The 25,351-nt window shown below is 43.8% G+C and carries 25 protein-coding genes; 7 read left to right on the top strand and 18 right to left on the bottom strand.

Annotation, left to right across the window (positions count from 1 at the left end):
* Nucleotides 1-18 precede the first annotated feature (18 nt).
* Entirely contained in the window at nt 19-2,652 is a 2,634-nt protein-coding gene (locus CH373_RS02655; protein WP_100712396.1) for a [protein-PII] uridylyltransferase family protein, read from the bottom strand.
* Nucleotides 2,653-2,670: 18 nt separating this feature from the next.
* The gene (gene metG, locus CH373_RS02650) at nt 2,671-4,725 is read right to left on the bottom strand and encodes a methionine--tRNA ligase (RefSeq protein ID WP_100712394.1); all 2,055 of its coding nucleotides are present in this window, start codon (nt 4,723-4,725) and stop codon (nt 2,671-2,673) included.
* Nucleotides 4,726-4,839: 114 nt separating this feature from the next.
* Here metG and CH373_RS02645 point away from each other — a divergent pair, with 114 nt between their 5' ends.
* The 3 genes from CH373_RS02645 to CH373_RS02635 are packed head-to-tail and all read left to right on the top strand — an operon-like array spanning nt 4,840 to nt 7,044.
* Nucleotides 4,840-5,349, top strand: coding sequence for a tellurite resistance TerB family protein (locus CH373_RS02645; RefSeq protein WP_100712392.1), 510 nt, complete (start codon nt 4,840-4,842; stop codon nt 5,347-5,349).
* Nucleotides 5,350-5,375: 26 nt separating this feature from the next.
* On the top strand, nt 5,376-6,314 hold the full coding sequence (locus tag CH373_RS02640) for a hypothetical protein (protein WP_100712390.1): 939 nt from the start codon (nt 5,376-5,378) through the stop codon (nt 6,312-6,314).
* A 46-nt stretch (nt 6,315-6,360) separates the two neighbouring features.
* Nucleotides 6,361-7,044, top strand: coding sequence for a Dph6-related ATP pyrophosphatase (locus CH373_RS02635; protein ID WP_100712388.1), 684 nt, complete (start codon nt 6,361-6,363; stop codon nt 7,042-7,044).
* A gap of 74 nt (nt 7,045-7,118) precedes the next feature.
* On the opposite strand, the gene CH373_RS02630 is transcribed toward CH373_RS02635, so the two are convergent.
* From CH373_RS02630 to eat, 4 genes are all read right to left on the bottom strand, one after another.
* Nucleotides 7,119-7,352, bottom strand: a complete 234-nt coding sequence (locus tag CH373_RS02630) for a hypothetical protein (protein ID WP_100712387.1) — start codon at nt 7,350-7,352, stop codon at nt 7,119-7,121.
* Between the two features lie 264 nt (nt 7,353-7,616).
* Nucleotides 7,617-8,408 carry an ethanolamine ammonia-lyase subunit EutC gene (gene eutC, locus CH373_RS02625; RefSeq protein ID WP_100712386.1) on the bottom strand — a complete coding sequence of 264 codons (792 nt, stop codon included), beginning with the start codon at nt 8,406-8,408 and terminating at the stop codon, nt 7,617-7,619.
* Nucleotides 8,408-9,799, bottom strand: coding sequence for an ethanolamine ammonia-lyase subunit EutB (locus CH373_RS02620; protein ID WP_100712384.1), 1,392 nt, complete (start codon nt 9,797-9,799; stop codon nt 8,408-8,410). The genes eutC and CH373_RS02620 overlap by 1 nt, the downstream gene beginning before the upstream one ends.
* 9 nt (nt 9,800-9,808) lie before the next feature.
* Nucleotides 9,809-11,125, bottom strand: coding sequence for an ethanolamine permease (gene eat / locus CH373_RS02615; protein WP_100712382.1), 1,317 nt, complete (start codon nt 11,123-11,125; stop codon nt 9,809-9,811).
* Nucleotides 11,126-11,236: 111 nt separating this feature from the next.
* Here eat and ilvD point away from each other — a divergent pair, with 111 nt between their 5' ends.
* On the top strand, nt 11,237-13,132 hold the full coding sequence (gene ilvD / locus CH373_RS02610) for a dihydroxy-acid dehydratase (RefSeq protein WP_100712380.1): 1,896 nt from the start codon (nt 11,237-11,239) through the stop codon (nt 13,130-13,132).
* Here ilvD and CH373_RS02605 read toward each other — a convergent pair.
* The 12 genes from CH373_RS02605 to CH373_RS02550 form a co-directional block, all read right to left on the bottom strand.
* Nucleotides 13,127-13,675, bottom strand: a complete 549-nt coding sequence (locus tag CH373_RS02605) for a hypothetical protein (RefSeq protein WP_100712379.1) — start codon at nt 13,673-13,675, stop codon at nt 13,127-13,129. The genes ilvD and CH373_RS02605 overlap by 6 nt on opposite strands.
* A 137-nt stretch (nt 13,676-13,812) precedes the next feature.
* Nucleotides 13,813-15,486: an acyl-CoA dehydrogenase family protein gene (locus CH373_RS02600; RefSeq protein ID WP_100712378.1), complete on the bottom strand. Its 1,674-nt coding sequence runs from the start codon at nt 15,484-15,486 to the stop codon at nt 13,813-13,815.
* A 254-nt stretch (nt 15,487-15,740) separates the two neighbouring features.
* On the bottom strand, nt 15,741-16,166 hold the full coding sequence (locus tag CH373_RS02595) for a GFA family protein (protein WP_100712377.1): 426 nt from the start codon (nt 16,164-16,166) through the stop codon (nt 15,741-15,743).
* Nucleotides 16,163-16,417 (bottom strand): hypothetical protein, encoded by a 255-nt coding sequence (locus CH373_RS02590; RefSeq protein ID WP_100712376.1) that lies wholly within the window; start codon nt 16,415-16,417, stop codon nt 16,163-16,165. Before CH373_RS02590 ends, CH373_RS02595 begins: the two co-directional genes overlap by 4 nt.
* A gap of 9 nt (nt 16,418-16,426) precedes the next feature.
* The gene (gene mltG / locus CH373_RS02585; RefSeq protein ID WP_100712375.1) at nt 16,427-17,446 is read right to left on the bottom strand and encodes an endolytic transglycosylase MltG; all 1,020 of its coding nucleotides are present in this window, start codon (nt 17,444-17,446) and stop codon (nt 16,427-16,429) included.
* Nucleotides 17,447-17,499: 53 nt separating this feature from the next.
* Nucleotides 17,500-18,075: a phosphoribosyl-AMP cyclohydrolase gene (locus CH373_RS02580; RefSeq protein WP_100712373.1), complete on the bottom strand. Its 576-nt coding sequence runs from the start codon at nt 18,073-18,075 to the stop codon at nt 17,500-17,502.
* A 214-nt stretch (nt 18,076-18,289) separates the two neighbouring features.
* Complete coding sequence (locus CH373_RS02575; RefSeq protein ID WP_100712372.1) at nt 18,290-18,637, bottom strand: single-stranded DNA-binding protein; 348 nt, start codon at nt 18,635-18,637, stop codon at nt 18,290-18,292.
* Between the two features lie 67 nt (nt 18,638-18,704).
* On the bottom strand, nt 18,705-18,995 hold the full coding sequence (locus CH373_RS02570) for a hypothetical protein (RefSeq protein ID WP_243393219.1): 291 nt from the start codon (nt 18,993-18,995) through the stop codon (nt 18,705-18,707).
* Nucleotides 18,992-19,552, bottom strand: a complete 561-nt coding sequence (locus tag CH373_RS02565; protein ID WP_165778764.1) for an RNA polymerase sigma factor — start codon at nt 19,550-19,552, stop codon at nt 18,992-18,994. Before CH373_RS02565 ends, CH373_RS02570 begins: the two co-directional genes overlap by 4 nt.
* A gap of 22 nt (nt 19,553-19,574) precedes the next feature.
* Nucleotides 19,575-20,024, bottom strand: coding sequence for a Spy/CpxP family protein refolding chaperone (locus CH373_RS02560; protein WP_100712367.1), 450 nt, complete (start codon nt 20,022-20,024; stop codon nt 19,575-19,577).
* Between the two features lie 60 nt (nt 20,025-20,084).
* Nucleotides 20,085-20,759, bottom strand: coding sequence for a response regulator transcription factor (locus tag CH373_RS02555; protein WP_100712366.1), 675 nt, complete (start codon nt 20,757-20,759; stop codon nt 20,085-20,087).
* A 274-nt stretch (nt 20,760-21,033) separates the two neighbouring features.
* Nucleotides 21,034-22,311: a phosphoinositide-specific phospholipase C-related protein gene (locus CH373_RS02550; RefSeq protein WP_100712365.1), complete on the bottom strand. Its 1,278-nt coding sequence runs from the start codon at nt 22,309-22,311 to the stop codon at nt 21,034-21,036.
* Between the two features lie 471 nt (nt 22,312-22,782).
* Between CH373_RS02550 and CH373_RS02545 the strand changes: the two genes are divergently transcribed.
* From CH373_RS02545 to CH373_RS02535, 3 genes are all read left to right on the top strand, one after another.
* A complete protein-coding gene (locus tag CH373_RS02545) occupies nt 22,783-23,121 on the top strand; it encodes an STAS domain-containing protein (protein WP_100712364.1) in 339 nt (112 codons plus the stop codon).
* Nucleotides 23,118-23,702: an RdgB/HAM1 family non-canonical purine NTP pyrophosphatase gene (gene rdgB, locus CH373_RS02540; protein WP_100712363.1), complete on the top strand. Its 585-nt coding sequence runs from the start codon at nt 23,118-23,120 to the stop codon at nt 23,700-23,702. The genes CH373_RS02545 and rdgB overlap by 4 nt, the downstream gene beginning before the upstream one ends.
* Nucleotides 23,703-23,874: 172 nt before the next feature.
* Complete coding sequence (locus tag CH373_RS02535) at nt 23,875-25,335, top strand: Lcl domain-containing protein (protein ID WP_100712362.1); 1,461 nt, start codon at nt 23,875-23,877, stop codon at nt 25,333-25,335.
* Nucleotides 25,336-25,351: the final 16 nt, after the last annotated feature.

Raw genomic sequence — 25,351 nt, 5'->3', positions numbered from 1 at the left:
CCTCTTCGTGAACCATTTTTAAAACACGAGCTCGCCTGTCACGCTTTCCGTGGCCTGAATTCCTAGGATTCGGGACTCCAGAGTTGACAATAGATTCGAATCTGTAACCTGTTCTCCATCCTTTGTTTGAATATAAAAGGAATCATAGGCATAATCAGCGGATGTAGAGACTCGGAGGTAAGAAACCTTAAGGTCAAATTCGAAAACTTTTCTTAGAATGCGGTATAGAAGACCAACCATATCCGGCATACGAACTTCCATAATCGTAGTGTCCGAAAGGTCCACATTAGAAAAACGTACGGAACGATTGATCATGCTTTCCGGAATGGCCTTCCTTGGATTCCATTCAGTTCTAGCGAAAGCAATGCTGTCTCTTTGCAGTTCTCCCTTCGCCATTTTTTGCAGTTTGCTCTCTATTTTCAAAAGCCTATCCGCAGAAAAATTACCGCTACCTGAGGAATCCGTAATCTGGAGAACGTGGATCTGATATTCTGCAAAAGCATAACTCTTCATTCCAACTAGATTCAAACCTTCGGAAGAAACTGAACAACATAGATCGAGTAAAATTTCCGGAATATTTTTACTTACGACTTCTACAGTGACAAACGCGGGATCCCGTTCAGAATCAAAGGACAACTTGGAATCTTCGGCCTGTCCCAAAGTGACAATCATTTTAAAATGTTTTAATATTCTCCGATTCGAAACTGTGTTTAAGTAATTCGGTGGAATCACTTGATTTGCGAATTCGGAAGCCGCGATAGCCACATGTGGCTCTTGCCCTTCTCTTTCTATCAGATAGGATTCAACGTTTTTCTTCCAAGCTGATCTTTTGGAATCGGCTTCGCCATCGTCCTTCGGCCCATCCATCGAACGGAAGTAATCCATCGTATTCATGAAAAGATGATTTAGAATCGATTTTTTCCAGTTCGTAAGTACGTTATTGCCTACGGATTTTGTATCGATAATCGTAAGCACATAAAGCAACCTAAGTCTGTCAACGGTTCCTACAGTACTTGCAAAATTCTGAATCAGTCCGGGATCCGAAATGTCTCGCTTAGAGGAGAGTTCAGACATTAGGATATGCTTTTCTACAAGGAATCGGAATAAGTCAGTATCTTCATCCGAAAGGCCTAACCTGTCTCCGACCGCGACAGCCAGCTCAGCACCATATTCAGAGTGATCTCCTTCTTTTACTTTTCCGGCATCGTGCAAAAGAACCGCGAGAGCCAAAATTTCAGTCTTGGAGCATTCTTTATAAACTTCTAATATTTCTGGATCTTCAAATTCTCCGCGATCCAGTCTATCGAGTTCGTGCAAAATCAAAAGTGTATGCTCGTCAACAGTAAATTCGTGATGATAGCTAAACAAAGGAAAGTTTGTGCAAGCACCAAATTCCGGCATAATGGCGCCGAGCACCTGACATTCGTGCATCAACTTGAGCACTCTTCCCCTGTCTCTTCTGTCTCGGAGTATTCTTAAAAATTCTCCATTCACTTCGGCCGAATATCGAAAGTCGTCGTTTAGAAAGTTAGAAGCAAATCGGATTTCGTTTAATAAAGTTCCGGAAACCAGCAGCCCTGTTTCTTGGATCATCCTAAAAGTCCGAATCACATCCCTGTATAAGGTGTGAGGATCGGCAAACAAGTTCCCTTCTACTGGAGGAAACACCAAATTCTCAATCTTATAAAAGGAAATTCCTTCGGAAGCGATTGGTTCTCCCTGGCCAGACTTCCTCCTCTCGATAATCGAATCGAGATAGGTCCTTAGAACAAAGAAGCAGTTTTTTTGGTGTCCATATAAAACATTCATAAACCTTTCTATCGTCTGTAGTTCGTCCTTGCTCCCAAAGCCTAAATATTCGGCGACTTCGGGTTGCAGATTCAGATCCAGGCGATCCAACTTTCGGCCTGTGACAACATGTAAGGCAATCCTAACTCGTAACAAGAAGTCGTACGCTTCTTGTAAGAGTTGTACTTCCCCTCTTTGAAATACCGGAAGAATTGCCAGGCCACCCAAGGAAGGGATTTGTCTGAGAGATTTTTCCATCCAATATGCGTATTGAATGTCTCTTAGACCGCACAGATCCAATTTCAAATTCGGTTCAGATAAAAGTATCGGCCTATCCTCTCTCAAAAATCTTTCGGAGAGTTGGGCTTCCTTGGCCTGGTTGTATCGATCTATGTACTTGATCGGAATCTTTGCCAGGAATTCGGTTTGGTATTTTTGGTACAGTGCTGAAGAGCCTATTAAGAAACGGCTGTCCAAAACCGCGTGAAAACTGGACATATCGTCCAAGTATTTAAAGGATTCTTTAATAGTCCTACAAGTATGACCTACTTGCATTCCAGAATTGTACAGGTATGTATTGATCGAGGAAATGATCTCATACAGTTTCGTCTCGGATATCCCGTTATGTAGATAGAGCAAGTCTACATCCGAATACGGTGCAAACTCCATTCGCCCGTAGCCGCCTAATGCAACCAAAGCGAGCTGATCTCCCTTACCCAAAATGCCTGAGATCTTTTCGTATCGGGTCCGGAGAAACGAATCTATAATGAATGTTAGTTGGCGCGCGACCAGCCTACCGGATACGGAACGGCTCTTTTCCAGTAGCCTTTGAAAACTGTAGTTAATTTCTAGCTCTAAGGGCATAGGCCCCTTCTCAACCTCTTATTTTAGACGATCTCCGGGCATAGCGTCCTTTTGGGGAACGAATAGAGTCAAACTTTCACCCTCTCCAGCCGCGAGTAACATCGCTTCTGAAATTCCGAATTTCATTTTGCGGGGCTTGAGATTCGCGACTGCCACAACTTTTAGACCTACAAGTGCTTCCGGCTGATAAGCCACTTTAATCCCTGCAAACACATTCTTTTGACCCAGATCTCCTAGATCCAATTTGACCTGGACCAATTTTTCGGCGCCTTCGACTGGACCTGCTTCTAAAATTTTCCCGACTCTTAAATCAACTTTTGCCAGTTCCTCGATAGAAATCTCGGAGATGCTCGCAACTCCCTCGGTCTTAGTTTGGCCTTCAGAATTTGACTTTGCTTTGGTTTCTTCCTTTAAAGGAGCCTGACTTGCCTGATTCTCTTGCAACATAGTTTGGATCGCCTTTTCTTCTACCCTCTTAGTGATCATTTCATAAGGAAGTACTTTTGTATTTTCAATATCTTTATTTATATCAGCGAAATTAGGATCATGATCAATTCCTAATATTCGATAGACCTGCTTCGAAATTTTTGGCAAAATCGGATAGAGATAGATAGAAAGAATTCTTGCCGCATTCAAAGCCACAGTCACAGTATCTCTGGCTTTTTCTGGTGATTCCTTAATCTGAATCCAAGGCGCGAGATCGTTCACATATTTATTCGCGATGTCCCCGAGCCTTGCGCATTCACGCATAACTTTCGCGTAGTTACGAGACTCGTAGGATTCCCGAATACTGGATTCGGAATTCTTCAGAATGTTCAGCAGATCCTTTCCGTCTGGATTCAACTTTCCTAGTTTTCTATCAAGTTTATCTAATATAGATGTAGATACTCTCGAAACTAAGTTTACGAAATTTCCTACTAGGTCCGAATTTACCTTTGCGGTATAGTCATCAAAAGACAGATCCAAATCGTCCATTCCAGGGCCGAGCTTTCCGGCCAAATAAAAACGCAAGTGTTCGGGGTCTAGATACTTCAAATAATCTTCTGCACGGATGAAAGTACCGCGAGACTTAGACATTTTTTCCCCGTTAACTGTGATAAATCCATGAACGTGCACCAGTGAAGGGGGGCGATAACCTCCACCTTCCAAGGTTGCTGGCCAAAATAAAGTATGAAAGTACAGGATATCCTTTCCGATAAAATGCACTATCTCGGAGTTGCTGTTCTTCCAAAAAGAGTCGAACTCCTTTCGATCTCCTTTAAAATAATGTAAACTAGAAGCCATGTACCCGATTGGAGCATCTAGCCAAACATAGAAGTATTTGTTCTCTTCTCCCGGAATTTCAAAACCAAAGTACGGTCCGTCCCTTGATATATCCCAATCCTGCAATCCTGCGCTGAACCATTCCTTGAGTTTTTTGCTGACTCCTTCCGCGACATGGCCTTCTTCGGAAACCCAGTCGGATAGCAATTTTGAAAAGTCGCCTAACTTAAAGAATATGTGTTTTGAATTTTTCGTAACTGGAGGAGTTCCGCAGAGAGCGCACTTGGAATCTTTTAAGTCTTTAGGTGAATAGGTTGCTCCGCAAACCTCACAACTGTCGCCATACTGATCGGTAGAACCGCAGTTCGGACAAGTCCCTTTAATAAAACGATCCGGCAGGAACATTTTGTCGTTATTGCAGTACGCCTGTTCTATTTCCCGGTCGGTAATATGGCCCTTTTCTTTGAGAGATAGGTAAATTTCTTCAGAAAGAATTCTGTTTTCGTCTGAATTTGTGGTATAATAATTATCGTATTCAACTAGAAAGCCGCTGAGGTCACGGTAGTGCTCTTTGCGAACACGAGCAATCAGCTCTTCGGGCGGTATACCCTCTTTTCGGGCAGCCAACATGATAGGCGTACCATGAGTGTCATCGGCACAGAAAAAATAGCATTCATTCCCAGATGCTTTTTGAAAACGCACGTACACGTCTGTTTGAATCGCTTCTAAAACATGTCCGAGGTGAATCGGACCATTTGCGTACGGTAACGCAGACGTAACTAAGATTCTGCGGTTGCCTTTGATTCTCACTCAGTCAGGATCTGAAAATTTCCTGCGAACGCAACATGGATTTTCATTGCAAAACGCTGACGTCGGATAAAATACTCAGAAAAACCGGGTCGCAACCTCGGTGGGAAGGAAAACATGGAGAGAGTTTCATCCTTGGCAAGCAAGGTCCTACCAGGCCACGAATTTTATGAGAAGTTCCAGGAGAGCTTGGATCCTGAAACAGAAATATTTCAGCTGAAAATGAACTATGCAAAAGTATTAGTAAGCCTTTGGTCTTATTCTTGTCATGCGGACGGAGTCTTTCACAAAAAAGAAGGAAACCTAGTAGTTCAAATGGTCAAAGCCATGTTCGACAAGGATTGCATCTTTTACAGTCACCAAGACCAAAAGCCGGAAATCATCGATGAGCTTTCTGAAATCTTCGATTCTCCTCTCCCGATTAAAATGATTTCCGAATTTGCAGAAGGCAATCCGGTGCTTGCCGCAAACTTCTATGAAGATGCAGTCTGCATCGTTTCTATGGATGGAACCTTTAGCGAGAAAGAAAAGGAGTTCTTAGACGATCTCGCAAGCGAGCTCGAGATTTCCTCCATGGATCGAAAAAACATCGATCAGAAATACACAGTCACTTCAAAAGAAGATTAGGGCGTTTCCCCGCTCTTCACAAGTGAATGTCCTCCGTCTTATTGGTTTTAATCTACACCTATATCGGTGTACAGTTCCTACTTTCAGGGCCGTTTCTTCAGCTCATCGTCAATATATTCGGATTTAGAATTTTCAAATTTAAGTGGCTTTCTCCGGGGGTTTTGCTTCCCGGACTTTGGGTCTGGGCCAGAACTTTTTTAGTCCATTTTCCTGGAGAACTTGGTACGGACATTGTCCACGCGAAAGGAAGCTTTCTAAACTTTCGGATCTCTTTTTCCAGATTACTCAAAGGGAAGCTGGTGCTCAAAGGTGTCAATGTTCGGTCCTTTCATATGGACTACACGAACAGAATCGATTCCAGAAAAAAGACTGCCTACCTTCCTAAGCGAGGAAGAATGCAGGTGCGTTTTGAGAAAGTAGGACATACGAGCATCGATATAGAAGATCGAACCTTGACTCCGACCTTTACGATCCAGATCAGGGATATTCGAATCGAGAATTCAGTACTGGACATAGGTTCTCCCCTGGAAATCCTGTTTAGAAGTAAAATCGGAACCTGCAGATTAGGAAGAGAAGGTTTACTAAGAGTCGGACTATTGCGTTCTGGAGATAGAGGTTATTTGTCATTATCAGGAATCACTTGGGGAGAATTGGCCGGATTAGAAATCATCCCTATCCCCCTATTCAAGAAAAATGTGCACCTCTCTTTGGAATTCAGACATTTAGATGAAAATCATACCGACTTTGAAGGAACTCTGGTCCACACTTCAACAGGTGAAGCGGAAGTTAGTGAAAGCTACCCATTTCGTTTTGGAGTGGACTGGAGGGATTACAACCTTACCTTCGATATCGCATTACGTAAGTTGATTATGGAGCTCTTCCTCCACACTAAGTTAGAAAGCTTGATGGCTCGGACCTTACAATCCATCGCGAAAGGGATCCGATTATTTCTAAAAAAAGATTAGTCAGACAAACTCGATTCGTATAAGAAAGTTTAAATATTATTTTTCCATGAAACATACCCCTGAAAGAATTCCCTCAATAAAGAATGAGCCCTTTTTTTCGTCCTGGAGCGGCGGGAAAGATTCCTGTCTAGCACTTTACAAAGCCATACTCGGCGGAGGAGTTCCGAAACTCCTAATTAGCATGATGATCGAATCCGGAGATAGATCCAGATCTCACGGACTTCATATTGATGTATTGTTAAAACAGGCAGAATCTTTGGGAGTTCCACTTAGGGCAACTCTTACAAGTTGGGCCCACTACGAGGAGAATTTCATTTCTTCTGTCAAAGAAGTACAGCAACGAGGAATTCAGTTCGGCGTCTTTGGAGATATCGATGTTGAAGAAAATAGACAGTGGGTGTGGAATGCTTGCGAAAAAGCTAATGTAGAAGCGGTTCATCCTCTCTGGAAAAGACCCCGAAAAGAACTTTTGGATGAGTTTCTTTCATCCGGATTTAAGGCAAAAATTGTAGCAGTAAGGGATGGAGTCTTAGATAAGAAATTCTTGGGCGCGGAGTTAAATCAGCAAACTATTTCAGACTTGGTCGATTCTGGAATAGATCCTTCGGGAGAAAACGGTGAATATCACACTGTCGTAATGGATGGTCCTATTTTTCAGTTTCCGATTCGGTTAGAAGCGGGAGAAAAATTGTTAAAAGACGGAGTTTGGTTTCAAGACTTCGCAATCTAAGTATTGAAAACGACCGGGTGAACCGCGGCGTGACTTTCCCTAGAGCAAACCGACCTTTTAAAGACGCAATAATTTTAGTCGGCTACTCCTTCTTTCACACGATCCACAAGATGATCCAATTTGATTAGGCCGGATACTATATCCTTCATCGCAGACCTAAAAAGCTTTTTCTCCTCTTCCGTTGCCGAGAAATTCGTGAGATCCGATTTCATGGAATCCACAGTATCTATTACCAAAGATAAGATTCCGTACATCGGCTTATCACTGTTTGTCGCAGAAACGACAAATTCGATATTCGTTCTATACATAACCCGCACCTAGACTATCAAAACTTTTTAATATATATTTCAGATCTATTTCTATCATGATTCGATAAAACTGTAGGAGCTCCTACAAACTGTGTCTTCAAAAAACTCTTGACCCAAAAACGAGTCTGTGATAAACGCCCGTCCAGGATTTGCTTTTGGGGTTTTACTTCCACCGCACCGGCCCCCGCCCAGAAGGGTGGGGATTCACACTAAAAAGTACACACGCTCCAAGCAGGCCGCATCGCCTTCCCTTACTATAGACAGTTATTCCTTTTTCAATTCTCTTCTTTCCGAAGTTTTAGGACCTTTTTCCAGAAGAAATTCTGGCAACATTTCGTCCTTGAGAGCGACCCCAGAAATTTTCTTCGCGAAGGCTTCGCTCAACAGATAATTAGTTTTTAAAACTGCTTGAGATAATTCCAAACCCCCGGGGCGTATATTTGAAATGCAATTCCGGAGTTCATCGGTCATTCCTATCTTAGGTCCGTAGGTTAGATAGACTCCGAGGCTGTCCGAAGAACTAAGCCCCGGACGCTCACCGATGATTACAACCACGGCTTTCGCGTTTAAGACTTCTCCGATCTCGTCCCCGAGCGCTACTCGACCCAAACGAGCCAAAACGATTGGCCCTAACTTCCAGGGTTTAGAGTCAAACGACTCCAAAAGCAATTGCATAAACGGGATCAGATTCGTTTCTAAAGCCGTCGCAGAAAGCCCGTCAACTGCGCATATTAGAATATCGCATTTTCCTGATATTCCCTTAAGTTCATCTCGGGAGGAAGAGGAAAGCCTTCTTCCCAAATCTGGTCGAAGCAGGAACTCCTTTCTATCTCTTGCCAAACTACTTACAAATGAAGTCTGAATCCCAAATTTAGATCCAAGATTTTCTGCCTGAGACCTTAGATTCTCGAAATTCGGCTCAACCAAGACTGCGTCTCGAGCCTTTGCATGGTCTAGACGAAACTTCAGTAAATCGGAAGTAGTTACCGAACCTCCGGATCTTCCTAAACCGATTCTCGCACTACTGAATCTTTTCCAATTCTCCCAGTTCAGCATCAGGCCTTCTCCGTTAGCAATCCTTCCAATAAGTTAAGACTGCTATTTTCTTTCGGAATAAGGCCTCTGAGTTCTGAAAGCAAACCGATCTTGACCAACCATTCTTCAAATTCAGGAGTCGGCCTTAAACCTAACACTTGTCGCAGGTACAATGCATCGTGAAAGGAAGTACTTTGATATGACAGCATTACATCGTCCGCACCAGGAACACCCATAATGTAATTACAACCCGCTACCCCAAGCAGAGTCAGTAAGGTATCCATATCGTCCTGATCGGCATCTGCATGATTCGTATAACAAACATCTACGCCCATCGGCAATCCAAGTAGCTTTCCGCAGAAATGATCTTCTAGACCGGCCCTCAAGATCTGCTTTCCGTTGTATAAATATTCCGGACCAATAAATCCGACGACTGTGTTAACTAGGAGCGGAGAAAATCTCCTGGCTACCGCGTACGCACGCACTTCCAAGGTTTGCTGGTCGATTCCGTGGTGCGCGCCTGCAGAAAGCGCGCTACCTTGTCCTGTTTCAAAGTACATAACATTTTCTCCGACGCTCCCCCTCTTCAACGCCAAAGCCATTTCCTGGGATTCCTGGAGAATAGAAAGATTGACCCCAAAACTTTTATTGAGAGCTTCGGTTCCACCGATAGACTGAAAGACCAAATCGACCGGTGCTCCTCTCCTCATCGCTTCCATAGACGTGGTCACATGACAAAGAACACAAGACTGAGTAGGAATTGAGTATTTTACAATAATGGAATCTAGCATCTCCAAAAGAGCAATGACTGTTGGAACATTATCAGTGGCTGGATTAATTCCGATCACTGCATCCCCGCTTCCTAACAGGAGTCCGTCCAAAATACTCGCAGCGATTCCCTTTGGATCGTCCGTAGGATGATTCGGTTGTAATCTGACCGACAATCTACCAGGCAGACCGATCGTATTTCTAAACCGGGTGACTACACTGCACTTTTTACCGACCAAAATCAAATCCTGGTTGGACATGATTTTAGAAACCGCAGCCACCATTTCGGGTATAAGTCCCCATTTCAAAGATTTCAGTACTGCAGAATCGACTTCTTCGTTTAATAAAAAGTCCCGAAAGCCCCCGACAGTCAGATGAGCAATCGGTTTAAAGGACTCGTAATCGTGAGAATCTAAAATAAGACGCGTGACCTCGTCGGTTTCACCCGGAATCAGATGTACATTCAAAAATTCTGATAGATGTAGATCGGCAAGAGCCATCTGTGCCGCGACCCTTTCTTCTTGGCTTGAAGCGGCGATTCCGGCCAATGAGTCACCAGATCTTTCTGGTGTTGCCTTTGCCATCAATGTTTTCAAATCTGGAAAGCTGTAAGTTTTGGAACCTAGAATCGTTTTGTAGCTCATAAAAATATCTTATCCCGGTATTTTTGGAAGAAATAGAACTTTTCCCGCCCATAGCACTCCGCTCGCCAAAATCAAAAGAAAAACTCCGAACAATTTAGGGTGCTGCCAGGCAATAATCAATAGAATCAGAAAAGAGAGAGTCATTGCTACAATCGGAACAAATGGGGCACCCGGAACTTTGAACGGTCTCTCTTTCTCCGGTGCTTTTGATCTTAAAACAAGGAAACTGATCATCGAGCAGAAATACAATGTAACTGCACCGATTGCAGAAAGCGTAATTAATTCAGAAGTTTCTGCGATAAAAAGAGAAAAGATTCCAATTGCTGTATTTGCAAGAAGTGCCCAAGCGGGCGTATGAAATTTAGGGTGAACTCGTCCCAGGAATTTTGGTACGAATCCTGCTCTCCCAAATTCGAAAGTTGCTCTTCCACCGGCCAGGATGATTCCATGAAACGATGCTACTAATCCAAAAAGTCCGATCGTAACTAGTAAATGAAACGCCCAAGAATCCTGCCCATAAATTTTGCGCAGAGCCAAAGGAAGCGGGGAATCCGAAGTATCTATTCCATTTCCTGAATATACAATCGCTTCCCAACCATCCACTCCAATGGATGAAAAAAATATGAGTATACAAAGAAAAACTAATGTAACCAAAGCAGACCCAAATCCTAAAAGGACATTCCTCTGAGGGTTTTTTGTCTCCTCTGCAACGTTTGCAATACCTTCGATTGCTAGGAAAAACCAGATGGCAAAAGGCAAAGACGCAAGAGCTCCGGACCAGCCGTTGGGCAATGGATCGATAGCAAAACGCTCCCAGGAAAAGTGAGGCAGAGTTAATCCTGAAAAAATTAGTAATTCTAGTACTGCTAAGATTGTGATTCCAAGTTCAAATACAGCAGCTGTCTTAACTCCTACGATATTCAATGTTGTAAACAGCAAGTACACAATAATCGAAATCCAAACCGGATTTGTGCCATTTAGAAAAAAGGAAAAGTAGGCTCCGATTGCGGCAGAGATTGCCGGAGGTGCAAACAAGAATTCTACCAATTGAGAAGTGCCTACCAAGTAGGCCCATCGATCTCCTAGAGCCTCTCTACCATAGTCAAAGGCGCCCCCGGCTTTTGGAATCATGCAGGCCAACTCTGTATAACTGAGAGTAAATGTTACATAAAGTAGGATAACTACGAGTGTAGAAACTCCTAAGCCAAGGGTTCCTCCCACAGGAAGTCCCAAATTCCAACCAAAGTACATCCCAGAAATGACGTACCCCACGCCTAGACCCCAGAGCAGCCAAGGTCCTAATGATTTTTCTAATTCTTCTTTCATTCGAACGATTTAAGATGCAATATTGATGCCTAGATGAGAAATCTAGGCAACTATAAGAAATTCGATTTTAAACACTCGACGTCTAAACCTATAGCAGTGTAGCCGTTAATTATGCCCCAGTACAGATCACGCACTTCTACAAATGGCCGCAATATGGCGGGAGCAAGAGCACTTTGGCGCGCGACCGGAATGAAAGAATCCGATTTCGGGAAACCAATTATTGCGATCGCAAATTCTTTTACCCAATTCGTTCCTGGCCATGTTCACCTGAAGGATTTGGGGCAGCTGGTTGCACGAGAGGTAGAAAAAGCCGGCGGAGTCGCAAAAGAATTCAATACAATTGCAGTAGATGACGGAATCGCAATGGGGCATTCCGGAATGTTATATTCGTTACCGAGTAGAGATCTGATCGCCGATTCGGTGGAATACATGGTCAACGCACATACTGCAGACGCACTCATTTGTATCTCGAACTGCGATAAAATCACACCAGGCATGTTAATGGCCTCATTGCGTTTGAATATACCGACTGTATTCGTTTCCGGTGGTCCGATGGAAGCAGGCAAGGTAAACTGGAACGGCCACGACAGAAAGTTGGACCTGGTCGACGCGATGGTAGACGCCGCAAATCCGAATATTTCCGACGAGGAAGTGGCAGCTGTAGAAAGGTCAGCGTGTCCGACCTGCGGCTCTTGTTCCGGAATGTTCACGGCAAATTCCATGAATTGTTTAACCGAAGCGCTCGGGCTTTCTCTTCCAGGAAACGGGTCTACTCTCGCAACACATTCGGATCGCAAGGAACTGTTTCTTACAGCCGGAAGGTTAATTGTAGAATTAGCCAAAAGATATTATGAAAAGGAAGACGAATCAGTACTTCCAAGAAACATTGCAAGCTTCGAAGCATTCGAAAATGCAATGAGCTTAGATGTTGCGATGGGAGGTTCAACGAATACCGTCTTACACATATTAGCTGCTGCAAATGAAGCCGGAATTGATTTTACCTTAAAAGATATTGATAGAATTTCCAGAAGAGTTCCTTGCATCTGTAAGGTCGCCCCTGCTACTCAAAAATATCATATGGAAGATGTACATAGAGCAGGTGGGGTCATCGGCATTCTTGCTGAACTAGACAGAGCGGGATTAATCAATCGAGATGTTCCCACAGTTCATAGCCGGACTCTAGGCACTGCATTAGAAGAATGGGATATTGTTTTGCAGAAAAATGGATCCAGGGCCAGGGAATTATTCAGCGCGGCACCCGGGGGAATTCCTACGACTGTGGCTTTTTCTCAGTCTATGCGCTGGCCTGAATTGGATCTGGATCGTAAAGAAGGCTGTATTCGAAGTAAAGAATATGCTTATTCTCAAGACGGAGGATTGGCGGTCCTATTCGGAAATCTAGCTCCATTCGGCTGCATCGTCAAGACTGCAGGAGTAGACGAATCCATTTGGAAATTCAGCGGTCCCGCTCGAATCATGGAAAGCCAGGAAGAGGCAGTCGAGAAAATCTTACACGGAGAAATTCAAGCCGGAGATGTGGTAGTGATCCGTTATGAAGGACCAAAGGGCGGACCCGGAATGCAGGAAATGCTCTACCCTACTTCCTATTTAAAGTCCAAAGGACTCGGTAAATCCTGCGCACTACTGACAGATGGAAGGTTTTCCGGAGGAACGTCCGGATTGTCCATAGGCCATGTTTCCCCGGAAGCGGCAGAAGGCGGAATCATTGCGCTTATAGAGGAAGGCGATCTTATAGAGATCGATATTCCAAATCGGAAAATCGAGCTAAAGGTTTCGGAATCGGAATTGGAACATAGAAGAGAAGAAATGGTTTCCCGAGGAGAAAACGCTTGGAAGCCCAGGGAAAGGAACCGATTTGTTTCGGCAGCTTTAAGGGCTTACGCTGCTTTGACTACATCTGCTCACACAGGAGCCGTCAGAGATGTCTCCCAAGTAGAAAAGGTGCGAACTCAAAGTAAAGCTCAGCCTATTGCGGGTAGGTTATAACCTTTCTTCGATAATTTTAAGTTTGGCTCCGACAATCTTTTCCAGACCGGATAGAATTTTAGAATTCAAGTCAAAGCTATCTACGATTTTGAAATTCAGATAGAAATTGGTGACCGCGGTCGCCACATTCGCTTTTAAGTTTGTGAGCATATTTTTTGCTCCGCAGTTTTCGCATACCAAGCTTTCCAAAGATGCGTCCGTAGGATCGTCCGCCCAATCGTTTAGAAAGTCGATCAGAACATCGTCCATATCCTCTTCGCATTTGGAGCAACGGGATCCGAATCCTCCCGAATAGTTTTCGGGAACAAATTGGGCCTCGGATTTATCGTAAAGAACCATGTACTCAAACGCAGGAGCATCGCCTTCGTAACCGTTGAAAAGATCGGCTGATTTTTCCCCCGCACTGAAAGCTCCGGGATCGTCCCCATAGATTCCGTTTAAAATTCCAGTTTTGGAAAGATAATCGATGATTTCCTGCCCTACTCCCCTCCCCTTTCTCCTCGGTTCGTCAACGGGAACTAGATAAAAGTTTAATTCGGACATGAACCCCCCGAAGCATGATTCGTAGTTTTGATAACGTTATAGTCAAACGGAAAAAAGAAAAAAAGGCGGGAAAAAATTCCCGCCTTCCTCTGTATTCATTTGGATTCGACCGTTTTAGGTCGAAACAATTTTAGGAGTTAGGATGCGTACTGATCCAGCAGAGATTTGGCAATTACCCGAAGCGCCATGACTTCTTCCGCGCCTTCGAAGATGGAAAATACTCTCGCGTCTACAAAGTATCTGGAAACCGCGTATTCTTCTGCATATCCCATTCCACCGTGGATTTGCATCGCTTCTCTGGAAACCCATTCGGCCACCTTAGAAGCATAAAATTTGATCAGGGTTGCTTCCATCTGACCTTGGTGATTATCCAAAAGTTTTGCCACGGTGTTTGTGTACTGACGGGAAGCTTGCACGATCATAGCCATGCGTGCGATTTTCCACTTGGTCATGTTGTACTCGAAAATCGGTTTTTGGAATACATGTCTTTCTTGGGCATAACGGAGGGCCGCTTCCATAGCAGCTTGCATCACACCATTTGCTCTCGCGGCAGTCTGAATTCTTCCACCGGAGAAACCCTCCATTTGATAGTAGAAGCCTTTTCCACGACCGGACTCACCACCGATTAGATTCTCTTCTGGTACAAAGTAATCCTCGAAAGATACTTCAAAGGAGTGCATTCCTCGGTAACCGATTGTTCCGATCGCCTTACCAGAGATCCGCCCTCCCCCATCCTGTTTGTAATCAAACTCATGACCTAAGAAGGTAGGTTTTTCCGCTAAAAGTATAGATAGTCCTTTGTGCTTCAGCTCAGGATCTGATTCGGTTCTGCAGAGGATCAAAAGTAGGTTTGCATACCCGGCAAATGTACACCAGGTCTTGACTCCATTAATCACCCAACCGCCCTGCACCTGTTTTGCGGTGACGGAAACTCCGGCTACGTCCGACCCGTAGTTCGGTTCCGTAACCATGATCCCTCCCATTTTCTCGCCGCTTGCGATCAATGGTAACCACTTCTCCTTTTGGGCGTCCGTTCCACCTTTCAATAAGGCTTTGGATAAAATTTCCGGACGAGTGATCAAGGATCCTGCAATTCCGAGAGAGCCTCTAGAAAGTTCTTCGGTAACTACGAGCATAGAAATATTGTCCGCTTTTCCGTCTGGCTGTAATCCGCCATAGGATTCCGGAATACACAGACCGAAGCATCCCATGTCTCTGAGTCCCTGGATAATTTCTTCAGGAACAATATCATCATCTCTGTGAACGTGCTCTGCTTTTGGAGCCACAACTTCTTCTGCAAATTGTTTGAATGTTTGGCGGAACATTTCGTGGTCTTCACTAAGACCGTAAGCGCCAAAATGTCCTTGGGAGACGATGAGCTCCGAAATCTGATTATAATTTTGGATCGCAGTGGCTTCTTCAATGAACTTGTTCGTTTCTTCGTCGAAAAGTTTGGAGACTAATTCCTGAGAAGTAATTCCGTATTCAGAAGGTCTCGAGCTAATTTCCGAGCGGATATGACCGACTGCTTCCGCCGCAAATGCAAACGCCATCAATCTTTCTAAATCTCCTGTCCCGAGAGATTCATTCCATGCGTATTCGATGAAATTTTCTGCGATCCTTTGCTCCGAAGTCATCCACGCGAGTTGGTATTGCACCAACTGGTTCTGATCCATTTTGGCCACGGAGACTTTTCCGTTGGAGCTGCATTTTGCTGCTAAGGATTTAGTGATCTGTTCAATCACTCCAGCTGAATTAGAAAGTGCCTTTTTTGCTTTCGACGCGTCCGTCGGGGAATTTACTGCAATCATCGTTTCAACCTGCCAAGCGATATGCTTTATTCATTCACCGTTTATCCAAATCCAGAAAAGATTCAGAATCGTTCTACGGTGTTTTGTGGGTATAAATTACTATAAATTGGCCTAGTTGAAGGATGTCATTCGGTTTTTGGGAAATCCATCCCTTGGGCTTCCCAATTCATTTGGAGAAGCTCAATCGCTAAATCGATTTGAGAGGAAGTCGAGAGAATGAGACAGAATTACTTGAAAAGAAGTCTCTTGTATTTCTAGTTTGTGCTCTTTTCTGAACCCATTTTATTTTTAGAATAAGAAGGAAGAGACGGATCTATATTCGCCCAGGGAACTGCTAAACTCGTCCAGATTTGGTGCGTAGGTTTGACCAGATTCGGATTATCTAAAGTACCCGCCTTGATAAAAACGAGATCGGGATGAGCGGGCGATTTTGTAAATAAGGGAGATCCGCATTCGGGGCAAAATTCTCGGGTAATTTTGTTTCCGCTATCTGCAACTTTCGTAAATCCTTTCGGTTGTCCTGATACGATTCTGAGCAATTTTATCTGCGCCCGAACTCCTACATTAAATGCGCTTCCAGTAGTTCGTCTGCAATCCGGACAATGACAATAGTTAGCCCCTTCGAGTATTCCATAGTATTCATAACGAACGAACCCGCAGAGACATCGACCGGATATCATTTTTGATAAGTGACCAACGAATTACGAATTTTTAATAGATTATTTCGAATTCTTCTTTTTTGATCTTCTGTCAAGTGAATGACACCTTTTTCCGCTCTATCTAACACCAAGGAAGCTTTCTCTACAAAGGTTAAAGCCGCTTCATCCACAGATTCTCGCTTTAGCTGTTTTTGTTTGAAAACATCGAGAGCTTTTTGGACTTCTTTTAACTGATTCGCGACTGTTTCGATTTCGTTCAATTGCGCCGGCATCGGATTCTCCTACTCGTAAAGCACATCTATGTACTTTTTCTTTGCTTCCGCGTGTTCCTTGAATGTTTTAGAAAAGTAATGGAAACCGTCCGGCTTTAACAGAAAGAACAGATAATCTGTTTGCGCCGGCATAAAGGCGGCCTCGAGCGCAGGAAGTCCCGGATTCGAAATCGGCCCAGGTGGATATCCTTTATTTAAATAAGTGTTATATGGAGAAACAATCTTAAGATCTTTTTCAAAGATGCGAGGATGAGGTTTGTCGAACAAATATTGAATCGTGGCGCAAGACTCCAATGGAATATCCTGCTTTAAACGATTCAGAAACACACCTGCCATTAACGGTCTTTCCTCGTTTTTCTTCGCCTCTCTCTCCACAACCGAAGCAAGAACTACGATTTCATGAAGTTTTTTGGGAGTCAGATCCTTAGAATTCGGAATCTTTTCTAGCTTTGCAAAGAACCGTTTGATCATCATTCTCGCAATCTTATCCGAGGGATAATTTACCGGAACGCTATAAGTCTCGGGGAAAAGATAACCTTCCGAAGTTCCGGCAGGTATATTAAATTCTCTCAATATTTCCGTCTTATTTGCTGCGTTTAAAAAATCAGCTCTACTTTTTACCAGATTTTTCTGAACTAGAAGGTCCCCAATTTGCCGGTTGTTGTATCCCTCGGGAACTGTAAAATGTACCAGCTTAACCTTTCCTTCGGTAATCACTTGCAGGATTTTACGAGAATCCATTCCGTCATTGATCTCATACAAGCCGACCTTGATTTTGTTCGCCGACCGAGTCGCCTTGATCAAGAATAGAAAATATTTCGAAGATTTGATCAGACCGTTCTTCGACAATACATCCGTTACCTCCGAAGGTGTGTCCCCCGGTTCGATAGAAATATCCACTTTTACTTGGCCTGCGCCTACAGCCCCGCCCTTCAGTTCATCCACAATAAAGAATGTTACGAGTGCAATTAGTGCGAGTCCCCCCAGTACTATACCGGAAAGTAGGAGGAATTTTTTCTTAGAATTCATACTGAAAAGTCCCTCTGGACATATCGACAAAAGTTAAAAAAATCGAAATCCATTTAAAGCGTGTTCTTCGTATTTTCCTTTCCGAAAAACGGTATAGAAAGTGTCTTATATTCTCCATTGCCAGTCTTTTCTCTAAAAAAGCAGGAGTAATATCCCTCGTGGCAGGCAGCACCTACTTGTTCCACTCGATACACTAGAAATGTCTTATCTTCGGAGACCAAAATTTCTAGTACATTTTGGATGTGACCAGAAGTATCGCCTTTTAGCCAGAGCGAATTTCTGGATCTGCTAAAGTAGGTACCTCTCTTATTTTTTAAGGTCATCCGAAGACTTTCTAGATTCGAGAATGCCTGCATTAAGATTTGATTCTTTGCATCCACTGTAACTACAGGAATCAATCCGTCTTTGAACTTTAAGGACTCTTCCAAACTCGAATCGATTGGATACGAAACCAAAGAGGAACTGCGGAACGATGGATTTAAAAATAGAAAAGTATCCGCGTCGCAATCTACCAATTCGGTGGTTCCTGAAGGCAATCCTCTTCGAAATCCATCCAATTCCTCATTCGTAATTCTGGTTAACGAAGAGAGCATTTCATTCGAGGAAGGTGCGCATATCGCCGTAATCATAGTTCCCCTTACAATAACTTGGACCATCCGAACCGTGTCAAGGTTACCTCAGAATGAAACCAGAGATTTGCAAGAATATAGCCGGGGAAAATCCCCGGCAAACGATGACCAAGGCGAATCGATGTGTTACGAATTGTGAAGTAAACTCGCATTGCCTTGGCCAATTGTATGAAAGGAAATTTTTTGAACTATTTAGATGTCGACCGAAGAGTTTTTATGCTGCTTCCTTTTCCCTTTTATCGAACCCGTCAAAGCGAACATCATCCGCGATTATCTTCACTTTCGAGCGACTTTGTCCCTCCTGGTTCTTCCATCTGTCTTGCTTCAGGTATCCGACTACTGTGACTTTTCGACCTTTCTTTAAATACTCGGAGCAAGCTTCTGCACTTTTGTCCCAAGTCTCTATATCAAAGTAAGAAACATCTCCGTCTTCATTTTCCGAACGAGTGAAATGATTGACTGCAAGTGTAAACTGAGCGACCGACTTTCCGTTCGGCGTTTTCTTGAGTTGAGGGTCTGCGGTTAAATTTCCGTCCAAGACCGTGAGAGAAAGATTTTTCATTCTGTATCCTCCAGGATTTCAACGATTCGGTTCCCAGAGAACACAGATTGCGAAAAAAAATTTTGAACTATTCTTCTAAGCTGCTTAAGTAAGGTTCGCCTTCCAAAATAGAAGAGATCCCGTAAACAATTTCATCTTCCTGAGAATTCAAAACGTTCATCGTGGTCCAACCGAGACCCAAAGTGAGCAGAAGAATTGCAGCCGCTGCCAAAAACCTTGAAACAGTTCCTGATCCGAATTTTCTAGACCCGGATTCTGCACAGTATTTTTGTATTACGCAGCTCGCTAGATGTTTGGACCATTGCGGATCCGATTTTCTCTTCTGAACTTCTTCTTGTAAGTTAAGGTTTTTATTCACGGCTCGCTCCATATCGCGCCTCCGTCCCTTCGCTCTGCATGATAAATTCTGCGAAGCATTTCCCTTCCTCTTGCTGCCCTAGATTTTACCGTGCCAGCTGGAACACCTAAAGTTTCCGCGATTTCTCTTTCTGAAAATCCGGATAAATAGTACTGCAAGACAGTACGATACGATTCAGGGATTTTTAACAACCAGGTCTTTGCTTTTTCCCAGCTAGGCAAATGTTCCAGGCTATTGTCATCCTGAGAATGGGAGAATTCTTCTTGCCTTGCTTCGACGGATCTTCTGCCGGCACGTTCCGCCTTCGCTTCTTCCCTTGCTAGATTCTCATTCATTCTAAGAGATTCGTTTCTAGCAATTGTGTATAACCAAGTGGTCAGTTTGGATTCTCCCCTAAACTGACCTTTCTGCAAAGCCTTGTAAGCTCTAAGATACGTTTCTTGAGCGACGTCATCGATCGCATATGCAAATCGCTCAGACAAATTACGAGAGATCGCCGATAAGACGATCTCTCTTGTATCTTCTACGAATCGGGAAAACTCTTCTTCTCCCATCATTCCTCCGTAGGGATTCTATCCCTTAACCGTCAGCCCTATCAAATCTACTCTGGAATTTTATCACAAGATCTGCAAGCTTGTTCCTTTGTTCCGGAGTGAGTACTGCATGAAATTCGACTGCTTTTTTAAGAAAGAAGACTCTCATTGTGCTCATCTTTTTTTCTCTTTCCTCGCCGACCTTGTTCCACTTATCTACATTCAGTGTAGCGCCCCTTAATTCCTCAATGGCCTCTTTTGGAAGCATTGGGCCACCCAGTTGGAGTTCCTTGCGTTTTGCCAGGACTTCGTCCTTGATCTTGTCAAGAGTAGCAGACTGCGCGTCAGTCAAGTCTAGTTCGGATTTTAGTTTTTTGACGATGTATTCCGCCCTTTTTTCCGGAGAATGCCATCTGTGGTGACATCCTTGTGTTACTGCCACCGCTAGTCCAAGTACTAGAGCGACAGCTGAAATTTTTGCGATCTTTCGAAACATTGGTTATTTCCTCGTTACTGAATCTGGGACCAGAAACTGAGGAAGCGGTTCCAAAAAAAATCAGGGTTGATCAATCACCAGGATATCTTCTTCGGGAATTTCATATTTAGACGCAAGGCGCGTAACGACTGAAGAAAGGATTTCTTTTGCATTTTTTCGAAAGTAAAACTGAGGGCCAATCTCTAAGAAAAATTTTCTGGGCTCCGGAAGCTCTTTTAAAACGAAAGCCACTTCCTGCACGATCCTTTCTGCGTTCTTGTTATAAGGACATCCGTTCAGCTTTGCTCCTACTCCGTAGGAAACCTTCTGAGCAAGTTCGACAGTGAACGGAAAGGATCTCTTATTGACCAATTGATTGGATTGGATGCCGATAGCTTTGCAAATACGATCTAAAAGCTGGTCCGGCTGAAATGGCTTAATTATATAAGCTGCAAGTTGTTTACTGGACGCAGCGTTAACTATATCTTCTTTCTCGTTACTAGCAGTAAGAAAGATAATCGGAGTCTGCCGGTTTCTGTCCGGAATTCTGTTTACCAGTCGAAGCCCAGTCATGACCGGCATTCGGTTATCAAGCAAGATTAAGTCATACACTTCTTTTCTGAGCTTTAGTTCGGCAGCCATTCCATCCACAACATGGTCGACTTCGAAATTGTATTGCTCCAAGAATCGCTGAAGAAGTTCAGCGGTCGTTTCATCGTCTTCAGCGACGAGCACTCTGTAGGACTGGTACTTCATAGAAACGTAATCTTTGTTGACTGTCCCGAAACCAGAGAATCCAAAATCCTATCTCGCTCGGATTTTAGAAATCTGGACGGACCGTTTGGGATCCTATATTAAGCAGAACTGCCAAAAAGAAGCAAGAAGAACCTGCAAATTTGCCACAGATTTCCATCAGTTTTCGAAAGAAACAGTGCGATTATGAGGCAAAAAAAAACCGACCCTGGGGAAGCGGCATATCCCTAGATCGGTTGTTAGTGAGGATGGATTCCGAGGTTAAAAGAGTATCTTTTTAACGACCTCTTTCCCAGTAACCTTCGTTGTATTGGTCGGTCAAATCGACCCAGACATCGTTGGTCCCAGCAGAAGCTTTAGCTTCTTGTAATTTGCGATTTTCGTACGGAGTCAAAGGAACCGAGAAAGATGCTCCAAGAGCACCACAAACGGACTTTCCATTTGACCATGGACCGGAAGAAGAGGTGATCACCCAGTTATTTGATCCGCTTTTGCAAGCGTATCTTAATGAAGCCGAGCAATTATTATCATTCCAACGCCCGTCTCCCCAAGATTGTACACAATCTTCATTACCGCCGGCATTGTTCGGTTCCGCACTTGCCCAGGACCAAAGTCCCATTTTTGCAAAATCAGGATTAAACTGATCAATTCCGAATACATTTACTTCGCACGACAACATTTGAGAAATATTATCTTTTGTGAATACTCCGGTTTCCTTAGCGCCGTCAAAAATTCCAAAGTAATTCGTGCTATCGTTGTAGATTCGAGTCATACTCTGCTCGAAATTACTTCTGCTCCAATTACAATCTGGGTATCCTTTGAATTCTTTAGGATGCGCAGTGTATGGACCAAAGAAAGTCTTCTTAAAGTAACTATTCCAAGAACCACCATAGCAGCCGTTGCTCATGAGAAGAATTCTTTGATTTGAATTCACCATATCTTTCAGCTTAGGCATGTCTGCTGGACTCGGAATGTCTCCGCAGGAACCGTTATAGCGATAAAGGTAGGGATCCAAGTAGGATTTTAGAATTCCCAGAAATTCGTCTGTTCTATTATCTATATAGTCTTCTATATAAAGAATTAGAACTTCATTACGATTTTCTGATTTAGTTACCCAGTTTCGAATCTCTTCCAACCCTTTTTGAACCGGGCGATCGAATACATTGCAACCTACACCATTTGCTTGTGCATGACAGAGCAAGAATTCTTTTTTGAAGTGTGCACCCAAAGTGTAGTGTACATCCAACTCTATGAATCTTGCGCCAAGTCGTAATTGATCACCGATCGAATACTGTTGGTTCGGAAACGCATAAGAAAAGAACGGTCCTGCATATGCTTTGCTGTTATACGAATTGTGAGTTCCGTAAAACAACGCCCTATGAACAGGAAGATTCGTTTCTACTTGAATCTGTCTTTGCAAAGAAAGACCTTTTGCTTCTGACGACTTTTCAAATACGTCGATGGGGTTTTCTACAACCGCACCTCTGCTCGCGAACAACGAACTGCCCGCAAACAGAAAGATGGCTGCAAAAAGGAGCATCTCAATTTTCTTCATCAATTTCACCTAAAATGATTTTCCAGGGCTTATAGTAGGTTCCGGTCCATTTTTTGAAAAACAGAAGTCTTACATCCCTCTTATATTTGGAGATTTTTATATATAGCGCTCGTTATATTTCTGACTGGATCCAACATTTAGGTACCAAGAAGATAGGAATTTTTGAAATTTGTAGGAGCTCCTACAAAAGCCTCCACAGAAATTACGGCTTGAAAAAAAACGAAACTTCGGATATCGCGCTGTTTAGGTGCCGGTGTGTACCCTCCACCATCCCCCCACCCACGATGGGCGGGGCCCATCCGCAATTAACCTACCCTTATGTCTGATAGAGTCACATTTTCTCCCAGGGCTTGCAGGAATCGGATTCCATTTTTCTAATTTTGCAAGAATAAGGCCCCAAATGACCGCAAAAGACCGTTTTTTGCTTGCTATAAAAAAATCCAATCGGCACACAAGGTCTCGGTACCCCCAATGGAAATTACGGTTCAAGACGACATTCATATCATCAAGATCTCCGGATCCATCCTCCAATCCGATAGCGAGGAACTGGACCGTAACTTAAGTGATCACAATTTCTCCCCTTCCCCAAAGGTCATTATTGATCTAACAGAGGTGAACCATATTTGCTCTACCGCGCTCGGAATTTTGGTTTCCTATAAGAAGAAATTCAATTCCGCGGAAGGCGATATTATCATCGTTGTAAACGACGAAGATTTGCTCCAGCTATTCGAAATTACGATGCTGGATAAAGTTTTCAAAGTTGTTCCTACAATTGAAGACGCATTTGACGAGTTCAAACTCGGCAATTGAAATCTTTAGCATTAGCCACCAACAACCCTCATAAAGTAAGAGAAATCAAGGCCATACTTGAACCATTGGGCTTCGAGGTAAAAACACCTAAGGAGCTTAGAATTAGTTTTGGTCCTGATGAAACTGGGTCTACGTTTCAAGAAAACGCATTCATTAAAGCAAAAGATTTGCACAAACAATCTGGACTCTTGTCCTTAGCGGACGACTCAGGAATTTGCGTAGATGCTCTAGAAGGAAAGCCCGGAGTCAATTCGGCTATCTATGGTGGAGACGGTTTGAACGACGAGGGCAGAGCAAGGCTACTCTTGCATGAAATCCAAGGAAAAGAAGATCGAAGCGCAAAGTATGTTTGCGTCATGGCTTTGGTTGGTCCAGACTTAGAAGTTTCCTTTGAGGGAGAGTGTAAGGGAAAGATTGCGGAAGATTACGATCAGACCGGGCATGGATTCGGCTACGACCCGATTTTTTATTATCCACCCTTTCAAGCTAGATTCTCGCAAGTGCCCGAATCTCGAAAAAACGAAGTATCACATCGTAAAATCGCGCTAGACAAACTAGTTCACTACTTAATAAATTTCTAAAATAGATTTTTTTCGGTTTTTTGCAAATTGTCAAATGTACGTATTTTTGACAAAATTTTGCAGCGAACTTTCCTTCCTTCTGGACTGCCAAATTTTCCGAATCTTCTTGTAGCGTTCGCTCAATAATTCTACTTTGTGGCATCTTATCTAACAGTATTCAGGGGAAAAAGGTATGTCGAAAAGAAAGTATGGCCGCCAAACATCGATTTTACTACTGATTTTGCTCCTAGCAATGCATTCATTTTGTAAGCCTTTTACTTACAATCCTGGAGACCCTTCGACAAAAGAGTTCGCAGAAACAAAACTTTTGGAGTGCATGTTAGGTGGATGCAAGCACGTGGATCCAGGTACTTCCCCTCTTCCTCCAGTTCCATCGAACGTTCAGCTTTCGGCTCTGGACGTTTCTAGTTTGAGTTTAAATCCCGCCTTTTCACCCGCTGTTCCAAGTTATTCGGTCGCATTGCCGGAGGGTTCCACTGACATCACACTCACTGGAACCGCACCCCAAGGAAGTGTCTCAGTCACTGTAAATGGAACTCCTCAGGGTTCCGGATTTCCTCCATCGCCGGTTCCAGTTTCCTTAGGACCTACTACAGTTCAGATACAAGTAGTCAACGGAAGCGACACGGGCACCTACGAAGTCAAGGTCATGAGATTTGGCGCAAAAGTGCTTACTACGGAACAGTCCACTTGCTATAACGCAAGCGGGGCTACGATCTCTTGTTCTGATCCGACCTTTCCCGGCCAGGACGCTGCTGTTTCTGCGACTACACATAAGGCTAGAATCTGGCCAGGGCTCCAACAACCAGTGGCAAATCAGTTCACAATGCCTGAATCCGTAAGCGGACTCGTATGGCTTCGTTGCAGATTGGATAATGCCGGGAACGGCTTGAGCACTTCTAGCTGCCCCGCAGGAGGTCCTTCCGGCATGAATAAGACGAATTCATTCAATGCTTGCGACAATTTAGTATACGCAGGATTCAGCGACTGGAGACTCCCCTCTGCCGCAGAATTTCTGAGCATTGCGAATCTGAACGATCCTTCGTTTTCGTTTACGACCGAACTCCCGAATTTCGAAAACAATCTCTGGACTAGCCAGACCTTAGGTTCGAATTCAGTGAAACTTCAATCCGCGTCTTTCAAATTTAACGCGGTTCCGGGATCTGCGAACAATTCAGCTCATTGCGTAAGAGGAGCCTACAGCTACTCTCAGCCACCTATGTACGAAACTACGAGCGCGGACACCGTAATTGACTATAGAACCGGTTTAGAGTGGGACCGTTGCCCGCAAGGGTTATCTACTTCTTCTTGTAGCGTTGGGACAGCGAATCCGATGAATTGGGGAGCAGCCCTACTCGCTTGCCAGGGCAAAGGTACAGGCTGGAGAGTTCCAACCAGAAACGAGCTGATCAGTATATTAGATATGGGTAAAGTATTTTCAGGAGCCAGCGGTCCTTTTATCGACGATGTGACCTTCCCTAACACCGGAGCAGTTCTCTATTCTACTTCAACCAGTGATCCTTCGGATGCAGCAAAGAATATCGGAATCGACTTTGGCACTGTGGCGGTGGCACCAAGCCAAATTAAAACCACGGCTCTCCGGGTAAGATGCGTGAGAAGTTTGTTCCCTTAGAACAAGCTTCTCATTC

Origin of the sequence: Leptospira perolatii, assembly GCF_002811875.1 — a bacterium.
Lineage (GTDB): Bacteria > Spirochaetota > Leptospiria > Leptospirales > Leptospiraceae > Leptospira_B > Leptospira_B perolatii.
This window is presented reverse-complemented; position numbering and strand designations above follow the sequence as displayed.

Coding starts and splice junctions, on each gene's coding strand:
- CH373_RS02655 (WP_100712396.1), bottom strand. CDS start 2,652: ATGCCCTTAGAGCTAGAAATTAACTACAGTTTTCAAAGGCTACTGGAA.
- CH373_RS02645 (WP_100712392.1), top strand. CDS start 4,840: ATGGAGAGAGTTTCATCCTTGGCAAGCAAGGTCCTACCAGGCCACGAA.
- CH373_RS02640 (WP_100712390.1), top strand. CDS start 5,376: ATGTCCTCCGTCTTATTGGTTTTAATCTACACCTATATCGGTGTACAG.
- CH373_RS02635 (WP_100712388.1), top strand. CDS start 6,361: ATGAAACATACCCCTGAAAGAATTCCCTCAATAAAGAATGAGCCCTTT.
- CH373_RS02630 (WP_100712387.1), bottom strand. CDS start 7,352: ATGTATAGAACGAATATCGAATTTGTCGTTTCTGCGACAAACAGTGAT.
- eutC (WP_100712386.1), bottom strand. CDS start 8,408: ATGCTGAACTGGGAGAATTGGAAAAGATTCAGTAGTGCGAGAATCGGT.
- CH373_RS02620 (WP_100712384.1), bottom strand. CDS start 9,799: ATGAGCTACAAAACGATTCTAGGTTCCAAAACTTACAGCTTTCCAGAT.
- eat (WP_100712382.1), bottom strand. CDS start 11,125: ATGAAAGAAGAATTAGAAAAATCATTAGGACCTTGGCTGCTCTGGGGT.
- ilvD (WP_100712380.1), top strand. CDS start 11,237: ATGCCCCAGTACAGATCACGCACTTCTACAAATGGCCGCAATATGGCG.
- CH373_RS02605 (WP_100712379.1), bottom strand. CDS start 13,675: ATGTCCGAATTAAACTTTTATCTAGTTCCCGTTGACGAACCGAGGAGA.
- CH373_RS02600 (WP_100712378.1), bottom strand. CDS start 15,486: ATGATTGCAGTAAATTCCCCGACGGACGCGTCGAAAGCAAAAAAGGCA.
- CH373_RS02595 (WP_100712377.1), bottom strand. CDS start 16,166: ATGATATCCGGTCGATGTCTCTGCGGGTTCGTTCGTTATGAATACTAT.
- CH373_RS02590 (WP_100712376.1), bottom strand. CDS start 16,417: ATGCCGGCGCAATTGAACGAAATCGAAACAGTCGCGAATCAGTTAAAA.
- mltG (WP_100712375.1), bottom strand. CDS start 17,446: ATGAATTCTAAGAAAAAATTCCTCCTACTTTCCGGTATAGTACTGGGG.
- CH373_RS02580 (WP_100712373.1), bottom strand. CDS start 18,075: ATGATTACGGCGATATGCGCACCTTCCTCGAATGAAATGCTCTCTTCG.
- CH373_RS02575 (WP_100712372.1), bottom strand. CDS start 18,637: ATGAAAAATCTTTCTCTCACGGTCTTGGACGGAAATTTAACCGCAGAC.
- CH373_RS02565 (WP_165778764.1), bottom strand. CDS start 19,552: ATGATGGGAGAAGAAGAGTTTTCCCGATTCGTAGAAGATACAAGAGAG.
- CH373_RS02560 (WP_100712367.1), bottom strand. CDS start 20,024: ATGTTTCGAAAGATCGCAAAAATTTCAGCTGTCGCTCTAGTACTTGGA.
- CH373_RS02555 (WP_100712366.1), bottom strand. CDS start 20,759: ATGAAGTACCAGTCCTACAGAGTGCTCGTCGCTGAAGACGATGAAACG.
- CH373_RS02550 (WP_100712365.1), bottom strand. CDS start 22,311: ATGAAGAAAATTGAGATGCTCCTTTTTGCAGCCATCTTTCTGTTTGCG.
- CH373_RS02545 (WP_100712364.1), top strand. CDS start 22,783: ATGGAAATTACGGTTCAAGACGACATTCATATCATCAAGATCTCCGGA.
- CH373_RS02535 (WP_100712362.1), top strand. CDS start 23,875: ATGTCGAAAAGAAAGTATGGCCGCCAAACATCGATTTTACTACTGATT.